The sequence below is a fragment of the Tenacibaculum litoreum genome (genome assembly GCF_964513915.1).
GTDB lineage: Bacteria > Bacteroidota > Bacteroidia > Flavobacteriales > Flavobacteriaceae > Polaribacter > Polaribacter litoreum.
Map to the genome: position 1 here is coordinate 651,377 of NZ_CAZEQS010000004.1, position 23,838 is coordinate 675,214.

Below are 23,838 nucleotides of genomic sequence, written 5' to 3' on the forward strand. Positions count from 1 at the left end.
AATTTACTATAAACATACTAATATTTAAACCTCACAACAAAAATATTCGTAATTAAATAACTCCCAGTATATTAACACTAAAACTAGTATTCATTAAAACCAACAAAACAACCTATCTACTTCAATAGAAATTTAAACTTCTTAAAAGTATCCTATCCTACATGACCCTTTATCTCCTTTTCTTTTAAAAACATTTTTTACCTGCAACCATCTTAAGCATATTCTTTCAATCTGTTTATCACGGAAGCTTTATTATAATTACATATGAACTTATACATAATTTTTGGTGATTAAATTGGAGTTTTTACTTACTGATTTTTATTTAAAGTCTTATCCGAATCAAGAAATAAGCAATAAAAAAAGCACCTCAAAAAGGTGCTTTTTTTCATTATCAAATAATTAACTTAGAACTTAAAAGTTAATCCTGCTTTAAAAGTCATACCATTGAATCCAAATTGATTTACTTCCCAGGGATATTTAAAACGTCCTCCTAAATCAGTCACTACATCTCCCTTAGTATCAATTTCATCTGGATACACGTCAAATAAATTATTTACCTGAGCATTAAACGAAATCATATCAGAAAACTCATAACCCAATGACAAATCAGTTACTACTTTCCCACTAAATGTTTGATCTTTATTAGGGTCTGTAGCATGTTGCCAAGTTACTTCTCCAAAATATGTATTGTTTAAGTATGCGGTTAATTTTTTATACTTATAATCTGCACCAAACAAAAGTTTAGTATTAGGTCTTGCGCTAATAATTCTAGATTGTTCTTTTCTATTAAATATGGCATTCTTATAATTTGCCAATTTAGTAGGAGTTTTTACTTCTCCTTCTAACTTTGTTCTGTTGATATTTAACGCTAAATTCAACCCAAGTTTTCCCGCTGCAAAATCTATATTTTTGTGACGCATTGTATAGTCAAACCCTTCTGTTTTTGTATCTGCTGCATTAATAAAGAACTTAATACTTGTAACACTATTATCATCTAAAATTTGTTGAACAGTAGCATTTGGGTTTCCATTATCATCGGTCCCTCCAATTTCTCCTGAAAACACAACTCTATCTTCTACTTTAACATTGTAATAGTCTAATGAAATAGTAAAATCATTAGAAGCCTTAACAGTTAATCCTGCTGAAATATTTTTTGATGTTTCTGCAAACAATGAAGCTACCCCTAAATCTTTAATCACTGGACTCACATTATTGAATGTTCCTTGATTAGAAATTGTACCACCAGAAACTAACGTTTGTACATTACTTAAATATACTTGATGTAATGAAGGCGCTCTGAACCCAGTACTGTATGAAGCTCTTAATACACCTGCTTCTCCAATCTTATATCTAGAACTCACTTTCCATGAAAAATTATCTCCAAAATCAGAGTAATTCTCATAACGTAATGCTCCACCTATTAAAAAATCTTCTGAAACATCCCAATCTAGTGTACCATAACCACCTACATTTGTTCTTGTTTCGTCTAGAGCATTACTTGGTTGTAAACCAGGGAAAGATTGTGCTCCCCCATCAATATATGAAGCTTCTTCTCCTGCAGTTACTTCAAAACGCTCTTGTCTTGCTTCAACACCTAGTCCAATACTTACATCACCAAAAGAGCGGCTTACATCGAAATTTCCAACAATATTACTGAACGCATATGCTCCTGCATCAAAAGAAGTAGGGCTATTTGCTCCTAAACTTACATTAATTGTATTTCCTATCGTATAATCTACAGAATTACGCCCAAAACTTGCACTTAAATCTGCATCAAAGCCTCCTAATTTAAAATTACTCCCTGCTGTAAATAAAATATCTTGAATATCGGTTTCAAAAGTTGGTTGAAAACCATCATATGTCTCTCCGTCTGGAGTTAACAATCCAAAATCATCAGTAATCCAATATGGTGGTCTGTATAATGCAAAACTCTTACCTTGTCGCATGTTAAACCCACCAAAAGCGTATAGCTTGGTATTATCATTTAAAGGATACTCAGCATTTACAAATAAATCACCTTTCTTCATTTCTGGCTGCCCTATAATCATTCCTAAGTCTGGATTATCTCTTGTCCATTGATTATCTACACCAAATAAATCATCTTTTCCTGGCTCTCCTGCTCTATCTGTTTTTTCTTGATAGCTCAACCCTAACGTAGCATTGACAAACCCTCCTTCACCAAAAGTAAATGTATGATTAACATCACCATCAATATTAAAACCATCTCCTTCTTTAGTAACTCCTGAGTTTATATTTACCTGAGTAAAGTCAATATTCTTCTTCAGTATTATATTAACAACACCAGCTACTGCATCTGAACCATATTGAGCAGAAGCCCCATCACGTAAAATCTCCACTCTTTCAATAGCAGCAGTTGGAATACTTTTCATATCCACACCTACCTCACCTTTTCCTGGTGTATCATTTACATATACCAAAGCACTTTGATTTTTACGCTTTCCATTTACTAAAACCAATGTTCTACTAGGCCCCAAACCTCTTAAATCCGCAGGATCAAAATGGGCTGTTGCATCTGATATAGTTTGATTACTTGAATTATAAGAAGGAACTGTGTACGTCAACATTTGATCAATATTAGTTTGACCTGTTGCTTGTAGCTCCCTAACACTTACATTATCAATAGGAACAGCAGAATCTAAAATTGTCCTTGGTTTAGAACGGTTACCTGTCAATACAACCTCATCTAAAACATTATCCTCTCTTAAAACAACTGTGACATACGAGGTCTTGTATACTGTTTTTTCTAAAGTAGAGAACCCTACCGAAGAAAACACCAAAGTAACTGGTATCTTTTTCACATTAAGTGTAAACTCCCCATTATCATCTGTACTCACACCATTAACGGTTTCTTTCTCCAATACATTTACAAAAGGAAGCGGCGCTCCTTTCTCATCTATTACTTTACCTTTTATTGTCTGGCCAATCACTGATACAAAAGACATCAACAAAATGAAGACAATTACTTTGCTTTTTTTATCCATAAGTAATTAAGTTTAGTTAAAATTAAAACGTTAAAATATGTTAATTTACAACAAGAATAATAAATTTAAATATAAAAAATAAACAAATTGACAAAAAAACAATTTTTTAACTTTTAAAATCACAAACACATACAATGTTTTTAGCTTTAACCATACTTTAACAGCTGTTATTTTCTTATTATTGTAGCTTTGTTTCATAAAAATTCTAATTTATTTCAATTACTATGGATATAGATGTAAGAGCCATCAATGAAAAGATAGAAAGAGAAAGTGCTTTTGTAGACTTATTAACTACAGAAATGAATAAAGTAATTGTAGGTCAAAAACACATGATTGAGCGATTACTAATTGGACTTTTAGGAAATGGACATATCTTATTAGAAGGTGTACCTGGACTGGCAAAAACCTTAGCCATTAATACACTTTCAAAAGCTGTTGACGGAAGCTTTAGTCGTATTCAGTTTACTCCAGATTTATTACCTGCTGATGTTGTAGGTACTATGATATACAATGTAAAGGAAAATGATTTTTCTATTAAAAAAGGACCAATTTTTGCCAACTTTGTATTAGCTGATGAGATTAACCGTGCTCCTGCTAAAGTACAATCTGCATTATTAGAGGCCATGCAAGAACGTCAAATTACCATTGGTGACGAAACTTTTAAGCTAGATGAACCTTTCTTGGTAATGGCAACTCAAAACCCAGTTGAACAAGAAGGAACGTATCCTCTTCCTGAAGCACAGGTAGACCGTTTTATGTTAAAAACGGTGATTGACTATCCAAAGTTACAAGACGAGCAACTAATTATGCGTCAAAACTTAAACGGAAGTTTTCAAAAAATAAACCCTGTAATTTCCATCGAACAAATTATTAAAGCTCGCAACGTAGTTAACGAGGTTTATATGGATGAAAAAATTGAAAAGTATATTTTAGATATTGTTTTCGCTACTCGTTATCCTGAAAAATACAATTTAGAAAAATTACAGCCACTTATTAGTTTTGGGTCTTCTCCTCGTGGTAGTATTGCCTTAGCAAAAGCAGCAAAATGTTATGCTTTTATTAAACGAAGAGGCTATGTAATTCCTGAAGATGTTAGAGCAATCGTAAACGATGTATTACGTCACAGAATTGGTATTACGTATGAAGCAGAAGCTGAAAACATTACATCTATAGATATTATTAATTCTATTATTAACGAAGTACAAGTACCTTAATCAATTATCAATGAGCAATTATCAGCCTAAAACACTTTACTGATTATTGATAACTGTTAACTGACAATTGAAAACATGGATACAAAAGAGTTACTAAAAAAAGTTCGAAAAATAGAAATAAAGACACGTAGGTTGTCTAATCATATTTTTGGAGGAGAATACCACTCAACCTTTAAAGGCAGGGGTATGACTTTTTCTGAAGTACGTCAATATCAATACGGAGACGATATTAGAGCAATTGACTGGAACGTCACTGCTCGCTATAACGAACCCTATGTAAAAGTTTTTGAAGAAGAGCGTGAGCTTACCATGATGTTGGTTGTCGATATTTCTGGCTCTGAATTTTTTGGTACTTCTGAACAATTTAAAAAAGATACCATAACAGAAATTGCCGCAACACTAGCCTTTTCTGCTATTCAAAACAATGATAAAGTTGGTTTAATTCTGTTTTCTGATCAAGTTGAACTATACATCCCTCCTAAAAAAGGAAAAAGTCACGTATTACGAATAATTAGAGAGCTTATTGAATTTCAACCAAAAAGTAGACAAACCAATATTAGCGAAGCTCTCAAATTTTTATCCAACATTATGAAAAAGAAAGCTATTGTTTTTATGCTTTCTGATTTTATGGATGAAGGTTATGAACATACCTTAAAAATTGTTGGTAATAAACACGATGTTACTGGTATTCGTGTATATGATAAACATGATGAGGAAATTCCTAACTTAGGAATGGTTCCTATGTTAGATGCTGAAACTGGCAAAACTCAATTAGTTAATACCAGCTCTAAATCTGTTAGAACACATTACAAAGCTAATGCTTTACGCTTAACTAATTATTTTGAATCTGCTTTTACTAAGAGTGGTGCTGGTACAATTAATACAAGAGTTGACGAAAGTTATGTACGAAAACTGTTAGGTTATTTTAAACGAAAAGGATAAGAACAAACAATGAAACACAAACTACTTTACATATGCTTGTTTTTAACTTCTTTTACCTTTGCACAACAACCTCTGGTAAAAGCAGAAACTGATACTACAAACATCAGAATTGGTGAACAGTTTCAATATAAAATATCTGTTGATGAAACTGAAAATGTTATCATTCCTAAATTAGAAAATCTAAAAGGGTTAGAGGTTATAGATACTCTCAAAATCGATACTATTGAAAACAAACTCATCCGAAAATATATTTTAACAGGGTTTGATAGCGGTGCCTTTTACATTCCTCAACAACAAATATTTATTAGAAACCAGGCTTATTTAACCGATAGCTTATTAGTTAATGTAGCTACGGTTCCTATCGACACTACTAAAGTTAAAAAATTCCCGATTAAAGGAATTAAAGGAGAACCGTATCAATTTGACGATTTCAAACAATATATTTGGTGGGTCGTAATAGCCATTGTTACTATAGCACTGCTACTCTATTTCTTTGTTTTTAAGAAGAAAAAAGAACAAGAAGAAATTATCGTTGTTCCTTTATTGGCTCCTTATGAAGAAGCTATACAAAAACTAGAAGAACTAGATAAAAAACTATTATGGCAAAATAATCAGGTTAAAAAATATTATAGTGAATTAACAGATATTGTTAGAGGTTATATTGAAAGAGAGCTACATGTTCCTGCCTTAGAAAGTACGACAGATGAATTAATTGATGTTTTAAGAGATTTTAACGATACCAAATCAATAGAAACCTCTAGGGAAATTATTGACAAATTAAAGGGACTGTTACAAGAGTCTGACTTAGTAAAATTCGCAAAGTCTAAGCCATTATCTCACGAAATAGAGGAAGACCGAAAAGATGCTAAGCTTATTATAGATAATTTAAAACCTAAAAAACAAGAAGAAGATAATGAAGTGGAATAATTTCGAGTTTCATAGTCCCGAGTTTTTATGGTTGCTAATATTAATTCCTTTATTAGCTTTTTGGAGTTTTTATACCCAAAAAAAAGATAGTGCTCACCTAAGAATGCCAAATATCAAAGGTTTTAAAGTACAAGGTTCTATTTTACCCAAACTAAAGCCTTTACTACAACTCTTAAGACTACTGGCATTAACCTGCTTAATAGTTGCTTTAGCACGTCCTAGAAATGTAGCCGTTAGTAAAAAAACGAAAACAAATAGAGGTATTGATATCGTAATGGCTGTTGATGTTTCTGCCAGTATGTTGGCAAAAGACCTTAAACCAAACCGATTAGAAGCCTTAAAAAGAGTTGCAACAGATTTTATAAATCGACGTCCAAATGATCGTATTGGTATTGTAGTATATGCAGGTGAAAGCTTCACGCAAACTCCGATTACTAGTGATAAATCTATTGTAAAAAGAACCATTTCAGAAATTAAATGGGGACAATTAGAAGGCGGTACAGCTATTGGAATGGGCTTAGGTTCTGCTGTTAACAGATTAAAAGATAGTAAAGCCAAAAGTAAAGTTATTATTTTATTGACAGATGGTGTAAATAACGCTGGTTTTGTTGATCCTAAAACAGCTACTGAGTTGGCAAAAGGAAATGGAATTAAGGTTTACACTATTGGAATAGGAACTAACGGAATGGCTCCTTTTCCATGGGCTAAAGACCCAAGAACTGGTAAAATTTCTTTTAAAAATCAACCTGTTGAAATTGATGAAAACTTACTAAAGCATATTGCCAATGAAACTAGTGGGAAATATTTTAGAGCAACAAATAATACTAAGTTAAAAGAAATTTACGACGAAATTGATAAGCTAGAAAAAACTAAAATAGAAGAATTTAAATATTATAATTATTCAGAAAAATATCGCTTTTTAGTATTCCTAGCAGGAATCTTTTTACTCTTAGAGTTCACTTTAAAAAACACGTTATTTAAAAGTTTTATTTAAGCAAGATGTACAAACTAGAAGAACCAATATATTTTTATCTTTTTGCAATTATTCCTGTAATAATTGTGGTTTTCCTATTAGTTTTATGGTGGAAAAAACGAACTCAAAAAAAGTTTGCTAATCCGTTGCTTTTATCTAAAATAGCACCAAACACATCAACCTTTAAATCAGTGCTAAAACTTGTTTTCTTTTTGGTAGGGTTATCATTTTTAATTTTATCATTAGTTAACCCTAAAATGGGAACAAAACTAAAAACTGTAAAAAGAGAAGGTGTTGATGTGGTGTTTGCTTTAGACGTTTCTAAAAGTATGTTAGCGGAAGACATTGCCCCTAATAGGTTAGAAAAAGCAAAACAAATTATATCTAAAACTATCGATAAATTAGGAAGTGACAGAGTTGGTATTATTATCTATGCAGGTAATGCTTACCCCCTACTTCCTATTACCACCGACCACGCTGCTGCAAAAATGTTTTTGCAAAACGCAAATCCAGACATGGTTTCGAGTCAGGGTACAGCTATTAATGAAGCTTTAAACCTAGCGAACACTTATTATGACAACGACGAACAAACAAATCGTTTTTTAATAATTATTTCAGATGGTGAAGATCATCAAGAAGAAACCAAACAAGTTGCTCAAAATATCGCCAATGAAGGTGTTAAAGTATACACTGTAGGTGTAGGAACCGAAAAAGGAGGTCCAATTCCTATCAAATTAAATGGCGCACTTATTGGTTATAAAAAAGATAGAATGGGAGAAACAGTAATTACTCAAAGAAAACCTGATGTTTTACAAGGAATTGCTGATGCTTCTGACGGACAATATTTTGATGGTAATAAAACTGAAAATCCAGTAGAAGCCATTGAGAAGATTATTGGAAATGCACAAAAAAATGAATTTGAAACAAAACAGTTTTCTGATTACAAAGATCAATTTCAATGGTTTATAGGCATTGGACTGTTGTTTTTAATTTTAGATATGTTTTTATTTGATAAGAAAACCAAATGGTTGAAGAAAGTAGATTTATTTAACGAAGAATCTTAAAGTGTAGCATGAAAAGTTTACAAAATTTAATGTTCATTATAGTTCTTGCAGTTTCTGCAATAGCAAATGCACAACAAGACACACTTAAACTACAACGTGAAGCACGTGCTTTGTTACGAGAAGGAAACAAACTATACAATAAGCAAAAGTTTAGCGATGCTGCTATTGCTTACCGAAAAGCTTTAGGTAAAAACAGTAAGTACGAAAAAGCAAGCTATAATTTTGGTAATACTTTATACCAAGAAAAGAAGTACAAAGAAGCAGTAGAACAATTTAAAGTAACTACTGAGACCTCAAAAGACAAAATAGCTCAGGCTGAAGCTTATCATAACATAGGTAATGCTATGATGGAGCAAAAGCAATATGAACAAGCTGTCGAAGCTTTTAAAAATTCTCTACGTAGAAATCCAAACGATGATGAAACACGTTATAATTTAGCCGTTGCTCAAAAAGAGGCTAAAAAACAACAACAAAATCAGAAGGATAATAAGGATAAAGATAAAGACAAGAAGAACGACAAGAATAAAGATCAACAAAAACAAAACGACAAAGACAAAAAGAACGACAAAAATAAAGATCAGAAAGGCGACGATAAGGACAAAAAAGATGATAAACAAGATCAGAAAAATGACGATCAAAAAAATCAACAAAAACCTAATCAAGACCAAAAAGACAAACAAAACCAAAAACCTAAACCTCAACAGGGTAAAATGACTCCTGAACAAATGAAACAATTGTTAGAGAGTTTAAACAATGAGGAAAACAAGACGCAGAAAAAAATGAATGCGAAAAAATCAAAAGGAAGAAAGGTAAAACAAGAAAAAGACTGGTAATTTTACAGTTTTTAAAATCTTATTTATTTTTAGACATTTTTGAAAATTAACATGAACTTGAAAGTATACATATCGTTATTAGTTAGTTTTATAACATTTACCATTAATGCACAAGACGCTGCGTTAACGGCTACAGTTAGTAAAAATAAATTAGGTGTAAACCAACGATTACGTATTGAATTTTCAATCAACAAACAAGGAGCAGATAACTTTAAAGCACCTAATTTTACTAATTTTAAAATAGTTGGTGGCCCTAGTCAATCTGTAAGTCAATCTTGGATTAATGGTAAGGTTTCTTTCAATCAATCATACACCTACATACTACAACCCAAAAGAAAAGGAGAATTTAATATTCCTTCAGCCAGTATTGAAATTGATGGAGAAACAATAAAATCTAACCCTATAAAAGTTATTGTTCTAGATGCAGTGGAGGTTCCAAAAAACCCAAATGACCCTAATTACATTGCAGAACAGAATATTCATTTAGTTGCTGAAATTTCCAAATCTAAACCTTATGTTGGCGAAGGAATCTACGTAGAATATCGTTTATATTTTAGCGACAACGTTGGTATTTACGATAATGCCATAACTGAAGCTCCACAATACAATGGTTTCTGGAACCAAGAAATTAAACGTAACGGAATGCCTGTTAAAACAGGTACCTATAACGGTGAAACTTATCGTTATGCTGTTTTACATAAAGCTTTATTAATTCCAACAACATCCGGTAAATTAACAATAGATCCTATGAAAATGGATATTGTTGTGGCAGTCCCTACTGGAAGAGCTGATTTTTTCGGAAACGTAATTACGCGTCAAGTTCGTAAAGAATTTTCTTCTGCCAAGAAAATAGTTAACGCTCAAGCCTTACCTCTCAAAAACAAACCAGAAGATTTTACTGGTGCAGTTGGTGAATTTTCATTTGATGTTTCTTTAAGCAAAAACACCCTAAAAGCAAATGAATCATCGCAAATTAAGGTTTCTGTAAATGGAAAAGGAAATTTAAAACTTTTTGAACTTCCAAAAGTTGAAACTCCTAAAGAACTAGAAGTTTATCAACCTGAAAGAAAAGAAAATGTTCGTATTACTGGAACTGGATTGTCTGGTTCAGTTACTGATAACTATACTGTTGTTCCTCAATTTAAAGGAAAATATAGAATTCCTAAAACTAGCTTTTCTTACTTCAACCCGAAAGAAAAAGTATACCAAACCATCACTACAGATGATTTATATGTTGATGTTTTAGAAGGAAAGGAAGTTCCGACAAATTCCGATGCTAATACAGTTGTTAAACAAGATGTAAAAGTTACAGGTAGTGATTTTAGATACATTCAGACAACTACCAATTTACAACCTATAAAAACTGACGATTTCTTTAAATCTACCTTATTTTATATTCTTTTATTACTACCAATTTTAACTATTCCTGTTGGAATTTTTATTCAAAAAAAGAAGGAAGAACGTGATAGTGATGTATTAGGTAATAAGTTGCGAAAAGCAGATAAACTTGCCAAAAAATACTTATCAGAAGCACAAAAACAATTAGGCAATAAAGAAGCTTTTTATGAAGCTTTAGAAAGAGCTTTACATAATTACCTGAAAGCTAAACTAGGTGTAGAAACTTCTGATATAAGTCGTGAAAAAATTACTGATTTACTAGCTAATAAAAATGTTAGTAAAGAAACTATTAACAGCTTTATTGAAGTATTTAACAATTGTGATTTTGCTAGATACACTCCAATTACTAATGTACAAATGAAAGAGGAGTATGAAAAAGCAAAACAAGTAATAACGCAATTAGACAGACAGTTATAATGGGAAAGTTAGTTATATATTTATTCTTATTTGTGTCAACAATTACGTTAGCACAAAACGCTAATAATTTATTTTTAAGTGCTAATTCTCTATATAAAGAAGGAAAGTACGAAGAAGCTATTAAGCTATATGAGCAAATAGAAGATGAAAATCTAGCATCATCTGAAGTTTATTACAACTTGGCAAACTGTTACTATAAGCTTAATAAAATAGCTCCTACTATTTATAATTACGAAAAAGCATTACAGTTAGACCCTTTAAATGAAGATGCAAAAAACAACTTAGTTATAGCAAAACGTTTAACTCTTGATAGAATTGAAGCTTTACCAAAATCAGTATTTCAAAAATTCAATGAAAACTATTTGCAAAAGTTTACTTATAATACCTGGGCTGTAATTACTATTGTGCTTTCTTTTATTGCTTCTATTTTATTTCTACTGTTTTATTTTGCCTACACCCCAAGTAAAAAAAGGACTTACTTTACAACTAGCATTATATCATTTTTACTCTTAATAACCTCTTTAGTTATTACATACACACAATACAATCAGACTAAAAACAACATTGAAGCCATTATTTACACTGAAGAAGTTCCTGTTAATAATGAACCTACTGATAACTCTAATGAAATTTTTACATTACACGAAGGTACTAAGGTTAATGTGTTAGATTCTGTAGATAATTGGAAAAAAATAAAACTAGCTGATGGAAAAATTGGATGGGTAAAAACTAAAATTTTAAAAGAACTATAACATTTTAGCTATAAAAAATTAATTACATTTGCCACTAAATAAATAAAAAAATTATCTTGAAATCTAAAATCGCCATCTTTTTTATCGTTTTGTTTGCGGGCATTATTGTTACGCCTTCGGTGATTACGTTGGTTGACAAAGATCAAGATATTACTATTTTCTTAAATCTAAGTGAAGAAGAAGAAAACACTAAACATGTTAAGGTAGCTGAACTAAAAGCTCATCCTAACGAAGATTACACTTCTTTTTTATATAAGAAAATCCAAAAAAAGAAAAACGTTCGTTTTCAATCTAAAAACTACGTTTCACAATACCCTAAAATTCTTACCCCTCCTCCAGAGTTTCTTACTGCATAATAATCTAAGTAAGTTACCTCTTACGAGGTCTTAACCAGAAAATCTGAGAAAATATTTCAATGTATAGCAAGAGTACTATTGCTTTATTGAAGCATTTTTAAGTTTCTCTTAGTAATAAAAATCAATCATTTTAAATTAAAAATACGCTCTAAATTTTATTTAGAGTATTAATAAACGCATATATTATGTTTAAAACTATTAAAAGCGACTTACCCGCAAGTATTGTCGTATTCTTTGTTGCCTTACCTTTATGTTTAGGTATTGCTTTAGCTAGTGGAGCTCCTCTTTTTTCAGGTGTAATTGCAGGAATTGTAGGAGGTATTGTTGTTGGAGCCATTAGTGGTTCTAAAATTGGAGTTAGTGGGCCTGCAGCTGGTTTAGCTGCTATTGTATTAACTGCTATTAGTGCTTTAGGAGGTTATGAAAACTTTTTAGTAGCTGTTGTATTAGGAGGTATTATTCAAATACTTTTTGGTGTTCTTAAAGCTGGAGTTATTGGTTATTACTTTCCATCATCAGTAATTAAAGGAATGCTTACTGGTATTGGTATTATTATTATTTTAAAGCAAATCCCTCATTTCTTCGGGTATGATGCAGAGCCAGAAGGAGCTGATAGCTTTATAGAGCCTTCAGGAGAAAACACTTTTTCAGCTCTTTTAAGTATTACTGATAATATTACCATGGGGTCAATGGTTATCGGTTTTATTGGATTAGCTATTTTAATTCTTTGGGATAAAGTTTTAAGTAAAAAAGGTAGAATATTCCAATTAATTCAAGGACCTTTAGTAGCTGTAGTAATGGGAATTATCTTTTTTACCTTAACGCAAGGAAATGAAACATTAGCAATACAAGCATCTCATTTAGTAAGTGTGCCTATTCCAGAAAGTTTTGATTCTTTCTTAGGTCAATTTACCTTCCCAAATTTTAGCGCTATTACAAACTATGAAGTTTGGGTAACTGCATTTACAATTGCATTAGTAGCTAGTTTAGAAACCTTGCTTTGTGTTGAAGCAACAGATAAATTAGATCCAGACAAGAATGTAACTCCAACAAACAGAGAATTATTAGCTCAAGGAACAGGAAATATCTTATCTGGTTTAATTGGAGGTTTACCTATTACTCAAGTAATTGTAAGAAGTTCTGCTAACATTCAATCAGGAGGTAAATCTAAAATGTCTGCAATTATTCACGGGATACTTTTATTACTGTCTGTTATTTTAATTCCTACCTTATTAAACAAAATACCATTGTCTGTATTAGCAGCAATATTATTAGTTGTTGGTTATAAACTAGCTAAACCTAGTTTATTTAAACAAATGTTTGCCTTAGGGTGGAAACAATTTGTACCTTTTATTGTAACTGTATTAGGTATTGTTTTTACCGATTTACTTACAGGAATTTCATTAGGGTTAGCTGTTGGAGTTTTTGTTATCTTAATAAAGAGTTATCAAAACTCTCACTTCTTGCATATTGAAGATAAAAGTAACGGAATACACAAAATAAAAATGACACTTGCTGAAGAAGTAACATTCTTTAACAAAGGAGCTATTTTAAAAGAATTAGATAGCTTACCTGAAGATACTCATTTAGAATTAGATGTTAGAAAAACTAGATATTTAGATAATGATATTGTTGAAATTTTAGAAGATTTTGCGTTCAAAGCAAAAGAAAGAAACATCAATATTAAACTTATTTCAGAACGCGGTATTGTAGAAAACCCTGAAAGCTTTATTAAGTTCTTTAAACTTAGACCAAAAGCAGCGTAAACTTTTAAACGACTTACTAAGAATGATTTCAGTCAAGTACTCTTAGTATTCATAAAAACGATATAAATAATTTTATAAAAAATATATAATGAAAGCACATACTAAAGAAACACAAGCTACAATGACTCCTGAAAAGTCATTACAATACTTAAAAGAAGGAAACTTAAGATTTCAAAATAACTTAAAAGCTAATCGTAACTTATTAGAGCAAGTTAACGATACTAGAGAGGGACAATTTCCTTTTGCTACTATTTTAAGTTGTATTGACTCTAGAGTTTCTGCCGAATTAGTTTTCGACCAAGGTTTGGGAGATATTTTTAGTGCAAGAATTGCTGGTAACTTTGTAAATGAAGACATTTTAGGAAGTATGGAGTTTGCTTGTAAATTAGCAGGCACAAAATTAATCGTTGTATTAGGACACACAAGTTGTGGAGCAGTTAAAGGAGCTTGTGACAATGCTCAGTTAGGTAACTTAACTAATATGTTAGGTAAGATTAAGCCTGCTGTAGAAGCTGTAACTGAACCTAAAGATGAAAGCTTAAGAAACTCTTCTAATTTAGAGTTTGTAAATAAAGTTGCAGAGAAAAATGTACAATTAACTATTGATAGAATTTTAAACGAAAGTGAAGTACTAGCTGATATGCATAAAAATGGTGAAATTATGATTGTTGGAGCTATGTATGATATCAAAGACGGCTCTGTTACCTTTTATGAATAAAAAACATACATTATAATTTATTATAAAGAGAACCTAAACTTAGTTTTAGGTTCTCTTTTTTATTAACTTCGGTAATTATATTGCTTAACTAAAAAAGCAAGCATAAAGGACTCTTCCAACAAACAATTTTTATACTAATGAATCTATCTAAAATTTTTGAAAACAATAAAGAGTGGGTAAAAAATAAGCTATCTACCAACAAAGATTACTTTAAAAAATTAAATGAAGGACAAAGCCCTGATTTGTTATACATAGGTTGTTCTGATAGTAGAGTTTCCGCAGAAGATTTGATGGGTTCAAGCCCTGGTGAAGTTTTTGTACATAGAAACATTGCTAATATGGTACCTGCAATTGACTTAAATTCCGCTTCAGTAATTGAATATGCTGTTGAACATTTAAAAGTAAACCATATTGTTGTTTGTGGTCACTATTCTTGTGGTGGAGTTAAAGCCGCAATGCAATCTGCTGATTTAGGCTTATTAAATCCATGGCTACGTTACATTAGAGATGTATACCGATTACACAAAGATGAGTTGAATAAAATAGAAGATGAAGATGCTCGTTACGATCGTTTGGTAGATTTAAACGTACAAGAACAATGTGTTAACCTGATTAAAACTGCCGCAGTTCAAAAAGCTTACAGAGATAGAGGTTTAAAAGTACACGGTTGGGTTTTTGATATCAAAACAGGAAACCTCATCGATTTGAATATCGATTTTGAACACATCTTAGAAGATATTATGGAAATTTATCATTTAGACTAAAAATAAAAATCGGATAAAATATTATCCGATTTTTTATATTGTTATTTCTAGCTCTTGACTATTATCATTCTCTTCTCCTTCCTCATATTTTATGATTGACGGAAAAATTGTTGGAGCAATCTTTTTTACAGGTTTAAATAAAATAGATTCTTCTAAACTTTCCTCTTTTACAAAAGGGATTGTATCATTCATTTTTCCGAAGAAAATAAAAATTACACTTAAAATTAATCCAATTTTTAAAGCTCCGAAAACACCTCCTAAAATTTTGTTCAAAATTCCTAAAGCTGCAAAATCAGCTATTTTTGTTAAAATTTTTCCTAATAGTGCTATGGCTACAATTATTACCACAAAAGTTCCAGCAAAAGCCGCCAAAGAAATATACTTTTCATCCCAAGTAACACTGTCTTTTAACCAATCTCCAATAAAGTATGAAAAATGGATAGCCCCATAAACTCCAGCAACCAAAGCAACTAGTGAAGCAACCTCTACAAACAACCCTTTCATTAAACCTCTTACAAAGCCAAAAAGTAGTAATGCTGCAATAATAATATCAAAAGTATTCATAAATATAAAAGCCTTCTACTATAAAATCTATGCTCAAATATACATAACTCATTTGTATCTTTGCTTTTTCAAAAAACACAAATGACAAAAGAAATTAATTTAAAAGAAAAATGGGATTTTGTAATAACTCAGTTATCACAACAATTTGCTGATGGTGACGATCTTAATATCGATGGAGTTATCTACCTAATTGGCGTTCAAGAATTAGGACAGGGGCATCGTAAGTTTAAAAAAGATGAAAAGGTAAACCTTATGCATATTGCTATTTGTAAGTTATTGGAACCTTACGGATACTATGAATTCGATTTTTTTGATAATGATGGATGGCCTCATTATAAAACCCTAACTGAATTACCTAACTTAAAACCAGGTGAACAATCAGTTTTAATGAAAGAAGCAATCATTAATTATTTTGAACTAATTAACTTTTTTAATTAAGTAACACTTAGTTTTCGAATCATTTTTGATAGTAACTTAGGAAAAAATCGCTTAGTATATACGCCTATCTTTTCCTTTACCCCTGCTATATAAACTTCTTCTTTTTTGTTTTTTATAGCTTTTAACATCATTCTAGCAAACCTATCTGGATCTATACCATTTGCTGTCGCCATGTCCATCGTATTTTGTGGAGTGCCGTTTCCTGTTAATGCATTTTTCGACACATTTGTAGTTACAAACCCTGGACAAACTAAAGTAACAGCAATATTATCTTTATAATGTTCTGCTCTCAAACTATCAAAAAAACCATGTAAAGCATGTTTGGTAGCTGCATATGTAGAACGTAATGGAGTTCCTATTTTCCCTACAATACTTGTAGTTACAACAAAATGCCCTGATTTTTCTTCAATAAAATAAGGTAATAAAGCTTTTGTCAGTGCCACAGTTCCTAAATAATTAACATCCATCAAACGCTTATCAACTTTTATTGAAGTATCTTTCACTAATGATCGTTGACTTATTCCTCCGTTGTTCACTAAAACATCCACTCTTCCAAAAAATGAAATTGCTTCGGCTACCTTCTCCTCAAGGTTTTCATAATCTTCTAAATCTAAGGGTAAAATCATTACTTTTTCAGGAAATTTACAAATCTTCTTCACTTCTCTTAAAAAGCTTTCATTTCTTGAAGATATAATTAACTTTGCTCCATAATTAGATAACTCAACGACTAGAGATTTACCGATTCCTGAAGACGCACCAGTTACCCAAAATATTTGTTCTTTAAAGTTCATGTTTTCAAATAATTAAAAAAACGTTTCTAAAATACACAAGAAAAAATAAAAGTGGTACACTTCTTGGATAGAAGTTCGTAAATGACTAGTTTTAAAACCTTATTAATAACCCTTTAAAATATTATGATGAAAAAATTACTGGCTCTATTAATATTCACCACATCACTTGTAAATGCACAGTACACTGTTAAAGGTACTATGACCCCTCCTGACAAAGGAGACTGGGTTATTTTATATAAAATTGAGGGAGCAAAACAAAAGTTTCTTGCTAATACCACAATTAAATTTGATACTGTTGCAATAAGTGGTGAAAAACAAGTTTTAGGAAAATTTAGTTTCGAATTACCTAACACAGCAACACCTGGAGCCTACAGAGCTACATACAGAAACTCTGGTGCTGGGTTTGTTGATTTTTTCTTCAATAAAGAAAATGTTGAATTCGTTTTCAACCCAAAATACCCAGATCAATCTGTTCTTTTTACCAGTTCTAGAGAAAACAAGCTATATAGTGAATACTTACAGGCATACAATGCAGTACAAAAAAAGATAGATTCATTACAAGCTTCTTATATAGAAACAGGGTCTAGAGATGCAAAAAAAGCATATAAGAAAGAGCTTAAAGAACTGGAAGATGTACAGGGAACTTATGAAAATAAGTCTGAAGGAATGTTAGTGAATAGTTTTATAAAAGCGTCTCGCCGATATAACTCATACAATCCTCACGATAACTTACAAGACTATTTATCTGCTACTAGTGAAAACTTTTTTGAGTATATTGACTTTAAAAGTGATGAATTATACAATTCTTCTTTTTTAATTGATAGAATTAATGACTATGTTTTCTACTTAAACTATTCTGAAGATAAAAAAGTTCAACAAAAACTAATCAAAGAATCTATTACTAGGGTTATGAAGAAAATTTCTTCTGACAAATTAGAAAAAGCTGTAATAGATTATTTAATTAGCGCACTTACTGATAAACGTAACGGACCAGTTGTAGATTGGATGTTTGCTGAATATTATGACAAACTTCCAACTAAAGATCAAGACGCTGATTTTAAAAAGGAAAAATTAGATATCTTACTTGCAACAGTAGGTAGAGTAGCACCAGATTTCTCTTGGAAAGAAGGAGACCAAGAATACAAGTTATCTACATTAAATGATGGTAATAAGTATTTATTAGTATTCTGGAGTACTGGTTGTCCGCACTGTGTAAAAGAAATTCCTGAGCTTTATAAATTTATGCAAAACCATAAAGAAGTATCTGTAGTTTCTTTTGGTATTGAAAATGAAGAAAATGAATGGGATGAATTTGTTAAAAACTTACCAGGATGGCACAATGCTATAGGAACACATCCTGAATATAAATTTGATAACGAAACAGTAAAAAAATATAACTTACTTGGTACTCCATCTTATTTCGTATTAGATAAGGACAAGAACATTATTGCCATGCCTGATCATGAGGAAGATGTAGAAAAGTACTTTAATGGTGATAACGAATAGTTAATTACTAGTATAAATAGCATAAAAAAAGCTCAACAAATTTGTTGAGCTTTTTCTTTTTAAAAATATAAAAATGCATCTTCAATATGCTCTATTACAAACTCATTCCGTTGTTTAATAATAGCAATAATATCAAACCGTATTTCAACATCTAAATCATGCTTTATAACGTAATCATCTATAGCAGTAACCAATAGTTTTATTTTCTTTGGGTTCACAAAATCTTGCGGATTTCCAAAATAAACTGTCGATCTCGTTTTAACTTCAACAACAGCTAACACATCTCTATTTTGAGCAATAATATCAACCTCAGCTTTTTGAAATCGGTAATTTTTTTCAACAATAGTATATCCATTTTTAACAAGATAATCTATTGCTAATTGCTCTCCTTTCTTACCAAGTTCATTGTGTTGTGTCATTTAAAAACTTATATTTGAGTAACCTTAAATCTTTTTATCATGAAAAAAAACATGGGAAACACCGATAAAGCTATTAGAACTTTAATTGCTCTAATAATAGCTGCGCTATCTTACTTTGAATTTATTACAGGAATTTTTGGTAATATCTTACTTGTACTAGCAATTATACTTTTAGTTACTAGCTTGATAAATTTTTGTCCACTATACAAGTTGTTAGGAATAAACACATGTAAAACAAAAAATAGTTAATTAAACTCTACCAAACACTGCTTATTCTTACTTATCGATAATTTAACTTCTCTACCCATTATCAATGCTCTATTATCTGGTTCGTGACCTGCAGGAAAATTAAATAGCACAGGAATATCTTTAGGAACAACCTCTAAAATTAATTGTTCTATAGAGCTTCCCCATGGTGTTGTGTTTCTCTTAATTTTAGTCATATCACCAACAACAACAGCCTTTACTTTTGTAAAGTACCCTGCACGCTTTAAGCTTTGCAACATCCTATCTATCGAATATTTATACTCACCTATTTCCTCTATAAACAAAATTTTCCCATCTGTAGACAGTTGACTTTCTGAACCTAGCATAGAAGCCAAAATAGCAATATTACCACCTATTAACTCTCCTGAAACCTCACCTACTCTATTCTTTTGTGAAGCAGGAACTTCATAGCGTAATTTTTCTCCAAATAATGCTTTCTTAAAAGTAGCGATTGTTTCTACAAGATCTTTTGGCTCTTCTTCCATGCTTGTACCCATCATCGCGTGTAAAGTTTCAATTCCTAGGTTATGAATATGATTATGAAACGCTGTAATATCAGAATATCCAATAATCCATTTTGGATGTTTTTTAAACTTAGTAAAATCCAATTTATCTAAAATTCTTACAGAACCATACCCTCCTCGCGCACTCCAAATTGCCTTAATACTAGGATTGTCTAAAGCGTCTTGAAAATCTTGACAACGCTCTTCATCTGTACCTGCAAAATGATCATTCTGATTAAACATATGTTTACCATATACCACCTTCAACCCCCAACTTTCAACTAACTTTTTAGCCTTATCAATTATTTGTTTACGGTTCTTTAAAATTCCCGCAGGAGCTACAATTGCTATAGTATCTCCTTTTTGCAAGTATGGTGGTGTAGTTAGTTCCATAGTTTTGTTTTGCGCATAACCTGATATAATTATCAGTAAAAAAAATAAGGTGAAAACTCTTTTTTCCATAAACAAGTTACTTTTCTTGATCTTAAAAGTTTAAAATCCATCAAATGTACCTAATTTATAACAGTATAAAAAATTGCTTTTTCGTACTTTTGCGCTTTAATTTTAGTAGAAAAACATGAGTACACCAAAAAGATATACAATTACAGCAGCATTACCTTATACAAATGGACCAATTCACATTGGACATTTGGCAGGAGTGTATGTTCCTGGAGATATTTATGCGCGTTATCTGCGTCAAAAAGGAAAAGACGTAGCCTATATTTGTGGTTCTGATGAACACGGAGTCGCGATACCAATGCGTGCTAAAAAAGAAGGTGTTACTCCACAAGATATTATTGATAAGTACAACGGAATAATCAAAAAATCATTTGAAGATTTCGGTATTTCTTTTGATAATTATTCTCGTACTTCAGCTGAAGTTCATCACAAAACTGCCTCAGATTTCTTCACAAAGTTGTACAACGATGGTGAATTTATTGAAGAAGTTACTCAACAATTATATGATGAGGAAGCAAATCAATTTTTAGCAGACCGTTTCGTTATTGGTACATGCCCAAAATGCGGAAACGAAGAAAGCTATGGTGATCAGTGTGAAAAATGTGGTACCAGTCATAATGCCACCGATTTAATCAATCCTAAATCAGCAATTACAGGAAATGTTCCTACCTTAAAAGAAACTAAACACTGGTTTTTACCATTAGATAAACACGAAGCTTTTTTACGTGAATGGATACTAGAAAGTCATAAAAATGATTGGAAACCAAATGTATTAGGACAATGTAAATCTTGGATCGATGACGGCTTACGTCCTCGTGCGGTAACCCGTGATTTAGATTGGGGGATTCCTGTGCCAGTTGAAGGTGCTGACGGAAAAGTATTATATGTTTGGTTTGATGCTCCTATCGGATATATTTCATCAACCAAAGAATGGGCAGAAAGAGAAGGTAAAAACTGGGAAGATTATTGGAAAAAAGACGATACAAAATTAGTACACTTTATCGGTAAAGATAATATTGTGTTCCACTGTATTATTTTCCCTGCTATGTTAAAAGCACATGGTGATTTTATTCTACCAGAAAATGTGCCAGCTAACGAGTTTTTAAACTTAGAAGGGAATAAACTATCAACTTCTAAAAATTGGGCAGTTTGGTTACATGAGTACTTAGAAGAATTTCCTGACCAACAAGATGTGTTACGTTATACCTTAACAGCTAACGCACCTGAAAATAAAGATAACGATTTTACTTGGAAAGATTTTCAAGCTAAAAACAACAACGAGTTAGTTGCTATTTTCGGAAACTTTATTAACCGTGTGGTAGTATTAACAAACAAATACTACAACGGGCAGGTACCACCTGCGGGGGAACTCTCAGAAATTGACAAAGACACTTTAGAGCAATTACAACAATTCCCAGATATTATTGCAAAATCTATAGAACGTTATCGTTTTAGAGAAGCTTCTCAAGAAATGATGAATTTAGCCCGCTTAGGTAACAAATATTTAGCTGATGAAGAACCTTGGAAGGTTATTAAGGTTGATGAAGAGCGTACCAAAACCATTATGAATATTGCCTTACAAATCGCAGCAGGTTTAGCGGTAGTATCAGAACCTTTTTTACCGTTTACCTCAGCTAAATTAAAGTCGATTTTAAATATTGACAACAATCTTTCTTGGAATGATATTGCTGAAAAAGATATCTTATTACCAGCAGATCATCAAATTAATAAAGCTGAATTATTGTTTTCTAAAATTGAAGATGCTGCAATTCAAACACAGTTAGATAAATTAGAAGCTACAAAAAAAGCAAACGAAGCAGCTAATAAAGTAGTAGAGCCTCAAAAAGAAACTATCCAATTTGATGATTTCACCAAAATGGATATTCGAGTAGGAACTATTGTTGCGGCTGAAAAAGTAGCTAAAACAAAAAAGCTACTGAAACTTACCGTAGATGTTGGTATTGACACACGTACCATTGTTTCTGGTATTGCTGAAAGCTTTAAACCGGAAGATATTGTTGGGCAGCAAGTATCTGTGCTATGTAATTTAGCACCAAGAAAATTACGCGGAGTAGAGAGTCAAGGAATGATTTTAATGACTGATACTCCTGATGGTAAATTAGCTTTTGTTCAGCCTTCTGAAAAGGTGAATAATGGGGAGTTTATAGCTTAAACAAAAAACTGTATTTACTATATTTGAAACCTCGCAAAATTTGCGAGGTTTTTTATATTATAAATTAGCATGAAAAAGATTTTTACAACTACCTTTCTATTACTATTAGCCTTTAGCACAATGCTTTTTGGTCAACAAAAACTGGCTGAATTTAATAATTCACTGAAAGATAATAACTCTAACATAAAAGACATTTATACTCTGGTAAATCACCAAAATAATTTCTTTTCAATTTTCTTTGCTGACGCCAAAAATGTATACTCTTATAATTTTGATAATACTTTCTCTATTAAAAGTAAACTATTGTTTGAAAACAAAAAGAGAAAATACAAAGACATTATCGGGTATAATTTTCTAGAAAATGGAGATTATAAACTATATCTTAAAAATAAAGAAAATGATTTTTTAGAAATTTATTTTTCTTTAAATGAAAATGCTTCAATAGCTAAAGAATTTAAACTTCTTAAAGATTATGAAACCTATCTACAATCTGTTAGTATAAATAATAAATTTTACCTTATATCTGGATCAAAAGAAGTTAATGGTTTATACTTCTATACTTTTGATAAAGATAAACCACGAAGAAATAAGGTTAATTTGGATAAGCTAGACTTAGTATCATCTTCTGGTGAAAAAAAAGAGTTAATGCCTATTTTAATGAAATCATTACCTCTACTTAAGTTTGATGAGAACACTCCTAATTCTATAGAAACTTCTTCAAAGAAACAAAAAATGTATGTTCAAGATGAATCAGTTATTTTTACCCTAAATAACAACTCAGATTTTACACAAATTGTCAAAATAGATTTAAAGAGTTTTATTGCCTCTTCTTTTAAATTAAAGACTCCTCAAGAAGATATAAAAAGACGTAAAAAGAAATCCAACTCATATTTACTTAATAATAAAATCTTTTCCCTTACCTTTTCTAAAGAAAAACTCAACATTAATATTATAGATTTAACAAACAGAAAAATTATAAAAAAATTTTCAGTGTCAAAAACAGATACAATCAAATTTAAAAACTCATCTATTGAAACACGTACTGATACCTACAAAAAACACAATGAATTAAAAAAAACGAAGAAGTTCTTTAACACTATGAATTATGCCAATCCTGCTATTAATGCTTTTTTAAATAATAATAAATATTATCTAACCATTGGAGGTTCATTAGGTCCAGCTACCAGAAGTTCTGGAGGAGGTTCTTTTGGCACTACCAGTTTAACTTTGCCAAATGGTTACTCTGTTTCTTATTCTAACAATATTGGCAGTAGTTTTTATTATTACATAAATTCAGATGAATTTAACTTTATAAAATTTTCTAGCATTTTAGGTGAAAATTTTTCTCATTTAAAAAACGAAAAAAACACGAATGCTTTTGAAAAAATTAATAATTATTTAGGTTCAAAAAAATCTAGATCCCCTTTTTCAAATTTCTCCTTGGATCCCTTTAAAGGTCATGAATTCAATCCTTACGATGGAATATTTAAATACAAAGATTTTTATATTTATATAAATTATGATAGAAAAGAAAAATCTTTCAAACTATTAAAATTCATAAATTAAAAAATCAAATCGATTTAACGTCAATT

The 23,838-nt window shown here is 31.1% G+C and carries 22 protein-coding genes; 17 read left to right on the plus strand and 5 right to left on the minus strand.

Annotated elements, in window-relative coordinates:
• Window positions 1-404 precede the first annotated feature (404 nt).
• Window positions 405-3,002 (minus strand): TonB-dependent receptor, encoded by a 2,598-nt coding sequence (locus ACKTTR_RS14425; protein ID WP_408028498.1) that lies wholly within the window; start codon window positions 3,000-3,002, stop codon window positions 405-407.
• Between the two features lie 224 nt (window positions 3,003-3,226).
• Between ACKTTR_RS14425 and ACKTTR_RS14430 the strand changes: the two genes are divergently transcribed.
• The 12 genes from ACKTTR_RS14430 to ACKTTR_RS14485 all read left to right on the plus strand — a co-directional run bounded on the left by ACKTTR_RS14430 (window position 3,227) and on the right by ACKTTR_RS14485 (window position 15,126).
• Complete coding sequence (locus tag ACKTTR_RS14430) at window positions 3,227-4,216, plus strand: AAA family ATPase (protein WP_408028499.1); 990 nt, start codon at window positions 3,227-3,229, stop codon at window positions 4,214-4,216.
• Between the two features lie 75 nt (window positions 4,217-4,291).
• Window positions 4,292-5,158: a DUF58 domain-containing protein gene (locus ACKTTR_RS14435; RefSeq protein ID WP_408028500.1), complete on the plus strand. Its 867-nt coding sequence runs from the start codon at window positions 4,292-4,294 to the stop codon at window positions 5,156-5,158.
• A gap of 9 nt (window positions 5,159-5,167) precedes the next feature.
• Window positions 5,168-6,085: a hypothetical protein gene (locus tag ACKTTR_RS14440; protein ID WP_408028501.1), complete on the plus strand. Its 918-nt coding sequence runs from the start codon at window positions 5,168-5,170 to the stop codon at window positions 6,083-6,085.
• Complete coding sequence (locus ACKTTR_RS14445; RefSeq protein WP_408028502.1) at window positions 6,072-7,079, plus strand: vWA domain-containing protein; 1,008 nt, start codon at window positions 6,072-6,074, stop codon at window positions 7,077-7,079. Before ACKTTR_RS14440 ends, ACKTTR_RS14445 begins: the two co-directional genes overlap by 14 nt.
• A gap of 5 nt (window positions 7,080-7,084) precedes the next feature.
• Entirely contained in the window at window positions 7,085-8,122 is a 1,038-nt protein-coding gene (locus tag ACKTTR_RS14450) for a VWA domain-containing protein (RefSeq protein ID WP_408028503.1), read from the plus strand.
• 8 nt (window positions 8,123-8,130) lie between these two features.
• Window positions 8,131-8,955 carry a tetratricopeptide repeat protein gene (locus tag ACKTTR_RS14455; protein ID WP_408028504.1) on the plus strand — a complete coding sequence of 275 codons (825 nt, stop codon included), beginning with the start codon at window positions 8,131-8,133 and terminating at the stop codon, window positions 8,953-8,955.
• A gap of 51 nt (window positions 8,956-9,006) precedes the next feature.
• On the plus strand, window positions 9,007-10,770 hold the full coding sequence (locus ACKTTR_RS14460; RefSeq protein WP_408028505.1) for a BatD family protein: 1,764 nt from the start codon (window positions 9,007-9,009) through the stop codon (window positions 10,768-10,770).
• Window positions 10,770-11,522 carry a tetratricopeptide repeat protein gene (locus ACKTTR_RS14465; RefSeq protein ID WP_408028506.1) on the plus strand — a complete coding sequence of 251 codons (753 nt, stop codon included), beginning with the start codon at window positions 10,770-10,772 and terminating at the stop codon, window positions 11,520-11,522. Before ACKTTR_RS14460 ends, ACKTTR_RS14465 begins: the two co-directional genes overlap by 1 nt.
• A gap of 56 nt (window positions 11,523-11,578) precedes the next feature.
• Window positions 11,579-11,878: a hypothetical protein gene (locus tag ACKTTR_RS14470; protein WP_408028507.1), complete on the plus strand. Its 300-nt coding sequence runs from the start codon at window positions 11,579-11,581 to the stop codon at window positions 11,876-11,878.
• Window positions 11,879-12,063: 185 nt separating this feature from the next.
• Window positions 12,064-13,644 carry a SulP family inorganic anion transporter gene (locus ACKTTR_RS14475; protein ID WP_408028508.1) on the plus strand — a complete coding sequence of 527 codons (1,581 nt, stop codon included), beginning with the start codon at window positions 12,064-12,066 and terminating at the stop codon, window positions 13,642-13,644.
• An 88-nt stretch (window positions 13,645-13,732) separates the two neighbouring features.
• Complete coding sequence (locus ACKTTR_RS14480) at window positions 13,733-14,362, plus strand: carbonic anhydrase family protein (RefSeq protein WP_408028509.1); 630 nt, start codon at window positions 13,733-13,735, stop codon at window positions 14,360-14,362.
• Between the two features lie 137 nt (window positions 14,363-14,499).
• Window positions 14,500-15,126: a carbonic anhydrase gene (locus tag ACKTTR_RS14485; RefSeq protein WP_274638646.1), complete on the plus strand. Its 627-nt coding sequence runs from the start codon at window positions 14,500-14,502 to the stop codon at window positions 15,124-15,126.
• Window positions 15,127-15,159: 33 nt separating this feature from the next.
• Here ACKTTR_RS14485 and ACKTTR_RS14490 read toward each other — a convergent pair whose 3' ends face one another.
• Entirely contained in the window at window positions 15,160-15,690 is a 531-nt protein-coding gene (locus ACKTTR_RS14490) for a CvpA family protein (protein ID WP_408028510.1), read from the minus strand.
• Window positions 15,691-15,771: 81 nt separating this feature from the next.
• Between ACKTTR_RS14490 and ACKTTR_RS14495 the strand changes: the two genes are divergently transcribed.
• A complete protein-coding gene (locus ACKTTR_RS14495) occupies window positions 15,772-16,128 on the plus strand; it encodes a hypothetical protein (RefSeq protein ID WP_408028511.1) in 357 nt (118 codons plus the stop codon).
• Here the strand turns inward: ACKTTR_RS14495 and ACKTTR_RS14500 are convergent.
• Window positions 16,125-16,919 carry an SDR family oxidoreductase gene (locus tag ACKTTR_RS14500; RefSeq protein ID WP_408028512.1) on the minus strand — a complete coding sequence of 265 codons (795 nt, stop codon included), beginning with the start codon at window positions 16,917-16,919 and terminating at the stop codon, window positions 16,125-16,127. The genes ACKTTR_RS14495 and ACKTTR_RS14500 overlap by 4 nt on opposite strands.
• A 126-nt stretch (window positions 16,920-17,045) precedes the next feature.
• Here ACKTTR_RS14500 and ACKTTR_RS14505 point away from each other — a divergent pair, with 126 nt between their 5' ends.
• Window positions 17,046-18,425, plus strand: a complete 1,380-nt coding sequence (locus ACKTTR_RS14505) for a redoxin family protein (protein ID WP_408028513.1) — start codon at window positions 17,046-17,048, stop codon at window positions 18,423-18,425.
• 59 nt (window positions 18,426-18,484) lie between these two features.
• Here ACKTTR_RS14505 and ACKTTR_RS14510 read toward each other — a convergent pair whose 3' ends face one another.
• On the minus strand, window positions 18,485-18,844 hold the full coding sequence (locus tag ACKTTR_RS14510) for a YraN family protein (RefSeq protein WP_408028514.1): 360 nt from the start codon (window positions 18,842-18,844) through the stop codon (window positions 18,485-18,487).
• Window positions 18,845-18,895: 51 nt separating this feature from the next.
• On the opposite strand from ACKTTR_RS14510, the gene ACKTTR_RS14515 reads away from it, so the two are divergent.
• Window positions 18,896-19,093: a YgaP family membrane protein gene (locus ACKTTR_RS14515; protein ID WP_408028738.1), complete on the plus strand. Its 198-nt coding sequence runs from the start codon at window positions 18,896-18,898 to the stop codon at window positions 19,091-19,093.
• On the opposite strand, the gene ACKTTR_RS14520 is transcribed toward ACKTTR_RS14515, so the two are convergent.
• Window positions 19,090-20,007, minus strand: coding sequence for a S66 peptidase family protein (locus tag ACKTTR_RS14520; RefSeq protein WP_408028515.1), 918 nt, complete (start codon window positions 20,005-20,007; stop codon window positions 19,090-19,092). The two genes, ACKTTR_RS14515 and ACKTTR_RS14520, sit on opposite strands and share 4 nt — an antisense overlap.
• Window positions 20,008-20,191: 184 nt before the next feature.
• On the opposite strand from ACKTTR_RS14520, the gene metG reads away from it, so the two are divergent.
• Together metG and ACKTTR_RS14530 are read left to right on the plus strand one after the other, a co-directional pair.
• Window positions 20,192-22,246 (plus strand): methionine--tRNA ligase, encoded by a 2,055-nt coding sequence (metG, locus tag ACKTTR_RS14525; RefSeq protein ID WP_408028516.1) that lies wholly within the window; start codon window positions 20,192-20,194, stop codon window positions 22,244-22,246.
• Between the two features lie 69 nt (window positions 22,247-22,315).
• On the plus strand, window positions 22,316-23,812 hold the full coding sequence (locus ACKTTR_RS14530) for a hypothetical protein (protein WP_408028517.1): 1,497 nt from the start codon (window positions 22,316-22,318) through the stop codon (window positions 23,810-23,812).
• Window positions 23,813-23,838: the final 26 nt, after the last annotated feature.

Bases quoted from the DNA above. Each gene is read 5' to 3' on its own strand.
- ACKTTR_RS14425 (WP_408028498.1), bottom strand. From the start codon at position 3,002: ATGGATAAAAAAAGCAAAGTAATTGTCTTCATTTTGTTGATGTCTTTT.
- ACKTTR_RS14430 (WP_408028499.1), top strand. From the start codon at position 3,227: ATGGATATAGATGTAAGAGCCATCAATGAAAAGATAGAAAGAGAAAGT.
- ACKTTR_RS14435 (WP_408028500.1), top strand. From the start codon at position 4,292: ATGGATACAAAAGAGTTACTAAAAAAAGTTCGAAAAATAGAAATAAAG.
- ACKTTR_RS14440 (WP_408028501.1), top strand. From the start codon at position 5,168: ATGAAACACAAACTACTTTACATATGCTTGTTTTTAACTTCTTTTACC.
- ACKTTR_RS14445 (WP_408028502.1), top strand. From the start codon at position 6,072: ATGAAGTGGAATAATTTCGAGTTTCATAGTCCCGAGTTTTTATGGTTG.
- ACKTTR_RS14450 (WP_408028503.1), top strand. From the start codon at position 7,085: ATGTACAAACTAGAAGAACCAATATATTTTTATCTTTTTGCAATTATT.
- ACKTTR_RS14455 (WP_408028504.1), top strand. From the start codon at position 8,131: ATGAAAAGTTTACAAAATTTAATGTTCATTATAGTTCTTGCAGTTTCT.
- ACKTTR_RS14460 (WP_408028505.1), top strand. From the start codon at position 9,007: ATGAACTTGAAAGTATACATATCGTTATTAGTTAGTTTTATAACATTT.
- ACKTTR_RS14465 (WP_408028506.1), top strand. From the start codon at position 10,770: ATGGGAAAGTTAGTTATATATTTATTCTTATTTGTGTCAACAATTACG.
- ACKTTR_RS14475 (WP_408028508.1), top strand. From the start codon at position 12,064: ATGTTTAAAACTATTAAAAGCGACTTACCCGCAAGTATTGTCGTATTC.
- ACKTTR_RS14480 (WP_408028509.1), top strand. From the start codon at position 13,733: ATGAAAGCACATACTAAAGAAACACAAGCTACAATGACTCCTGAAAAG.
- ACKTTR_RS14485 (WP_274638646.1), top strand. From the start codon at position 14,500: ATGAATCTATCTAAAATTTTTGAAAACAATAAAGAGTGGGTAAAAAAT.
- ACKTTR_RS14490 (WP_408028510.1), bottom strand. From the start codon at position 15,690: ATGAATACTTTTGATATTATTATTGCAGCATTACTACTTTTTGGCTTT.
- ACKTTR_RS14495 (WP_408028511.1), top strand. From the start codon at position 15,772: ATGACAAAAGAAATTAATTTAAAAGAAAAATGGGATTTTGTAATAACT.
- ACKTTR_RS14500 (WP_408028512.1), bottom strand. From the start codon at position 16,919: ATGAACTTTAAAGAACAAATATTTTGGGTAACTGGTGCGTCTTCAGGA.
- ACKTTR_RS14505 (WP_408028513.1), top strand. From the start codon at position 17,046: ATGAAAAAATTACTGGCTCTATTAATATTCACCACATCACTTGTAAAT.
- ACKTTR_RS14510 (WP_408028514.1), bottom strand. From the start codon at position 18,844: ATGACACAACACAATGAACTTGGTAAGAAAGGAGAGCAATTAGCAATA.
- ACKTTR_RS14515 (WP_408028738.1), top strand. From the start codon at position 18,896: ATGGGAAACACCGATAAAGCTATTAGAACTTTAATTGCTCTAATAATA.
- ACKTTR_RS14520 (WP_408028515.1), bottom strand. From the start codon at position 20,007: ATGGAACTAACTACACCACCATACTTGCAAAAAGGAGATACTATAGCA.
- metG (WP_408028516.1), top strand. From the start codon at position 20,192: ATGAGTACACCAAAAAGATATACAATTACAGCAGCATTACCTTATACA.
- ACKTTR_RS14530 (WP_408028517.1), top strand. From the start codon at position 22,316: ATGAAAAAGATTTTTACAACTACCTTTCTATTACTATTAGCCTTTAGC.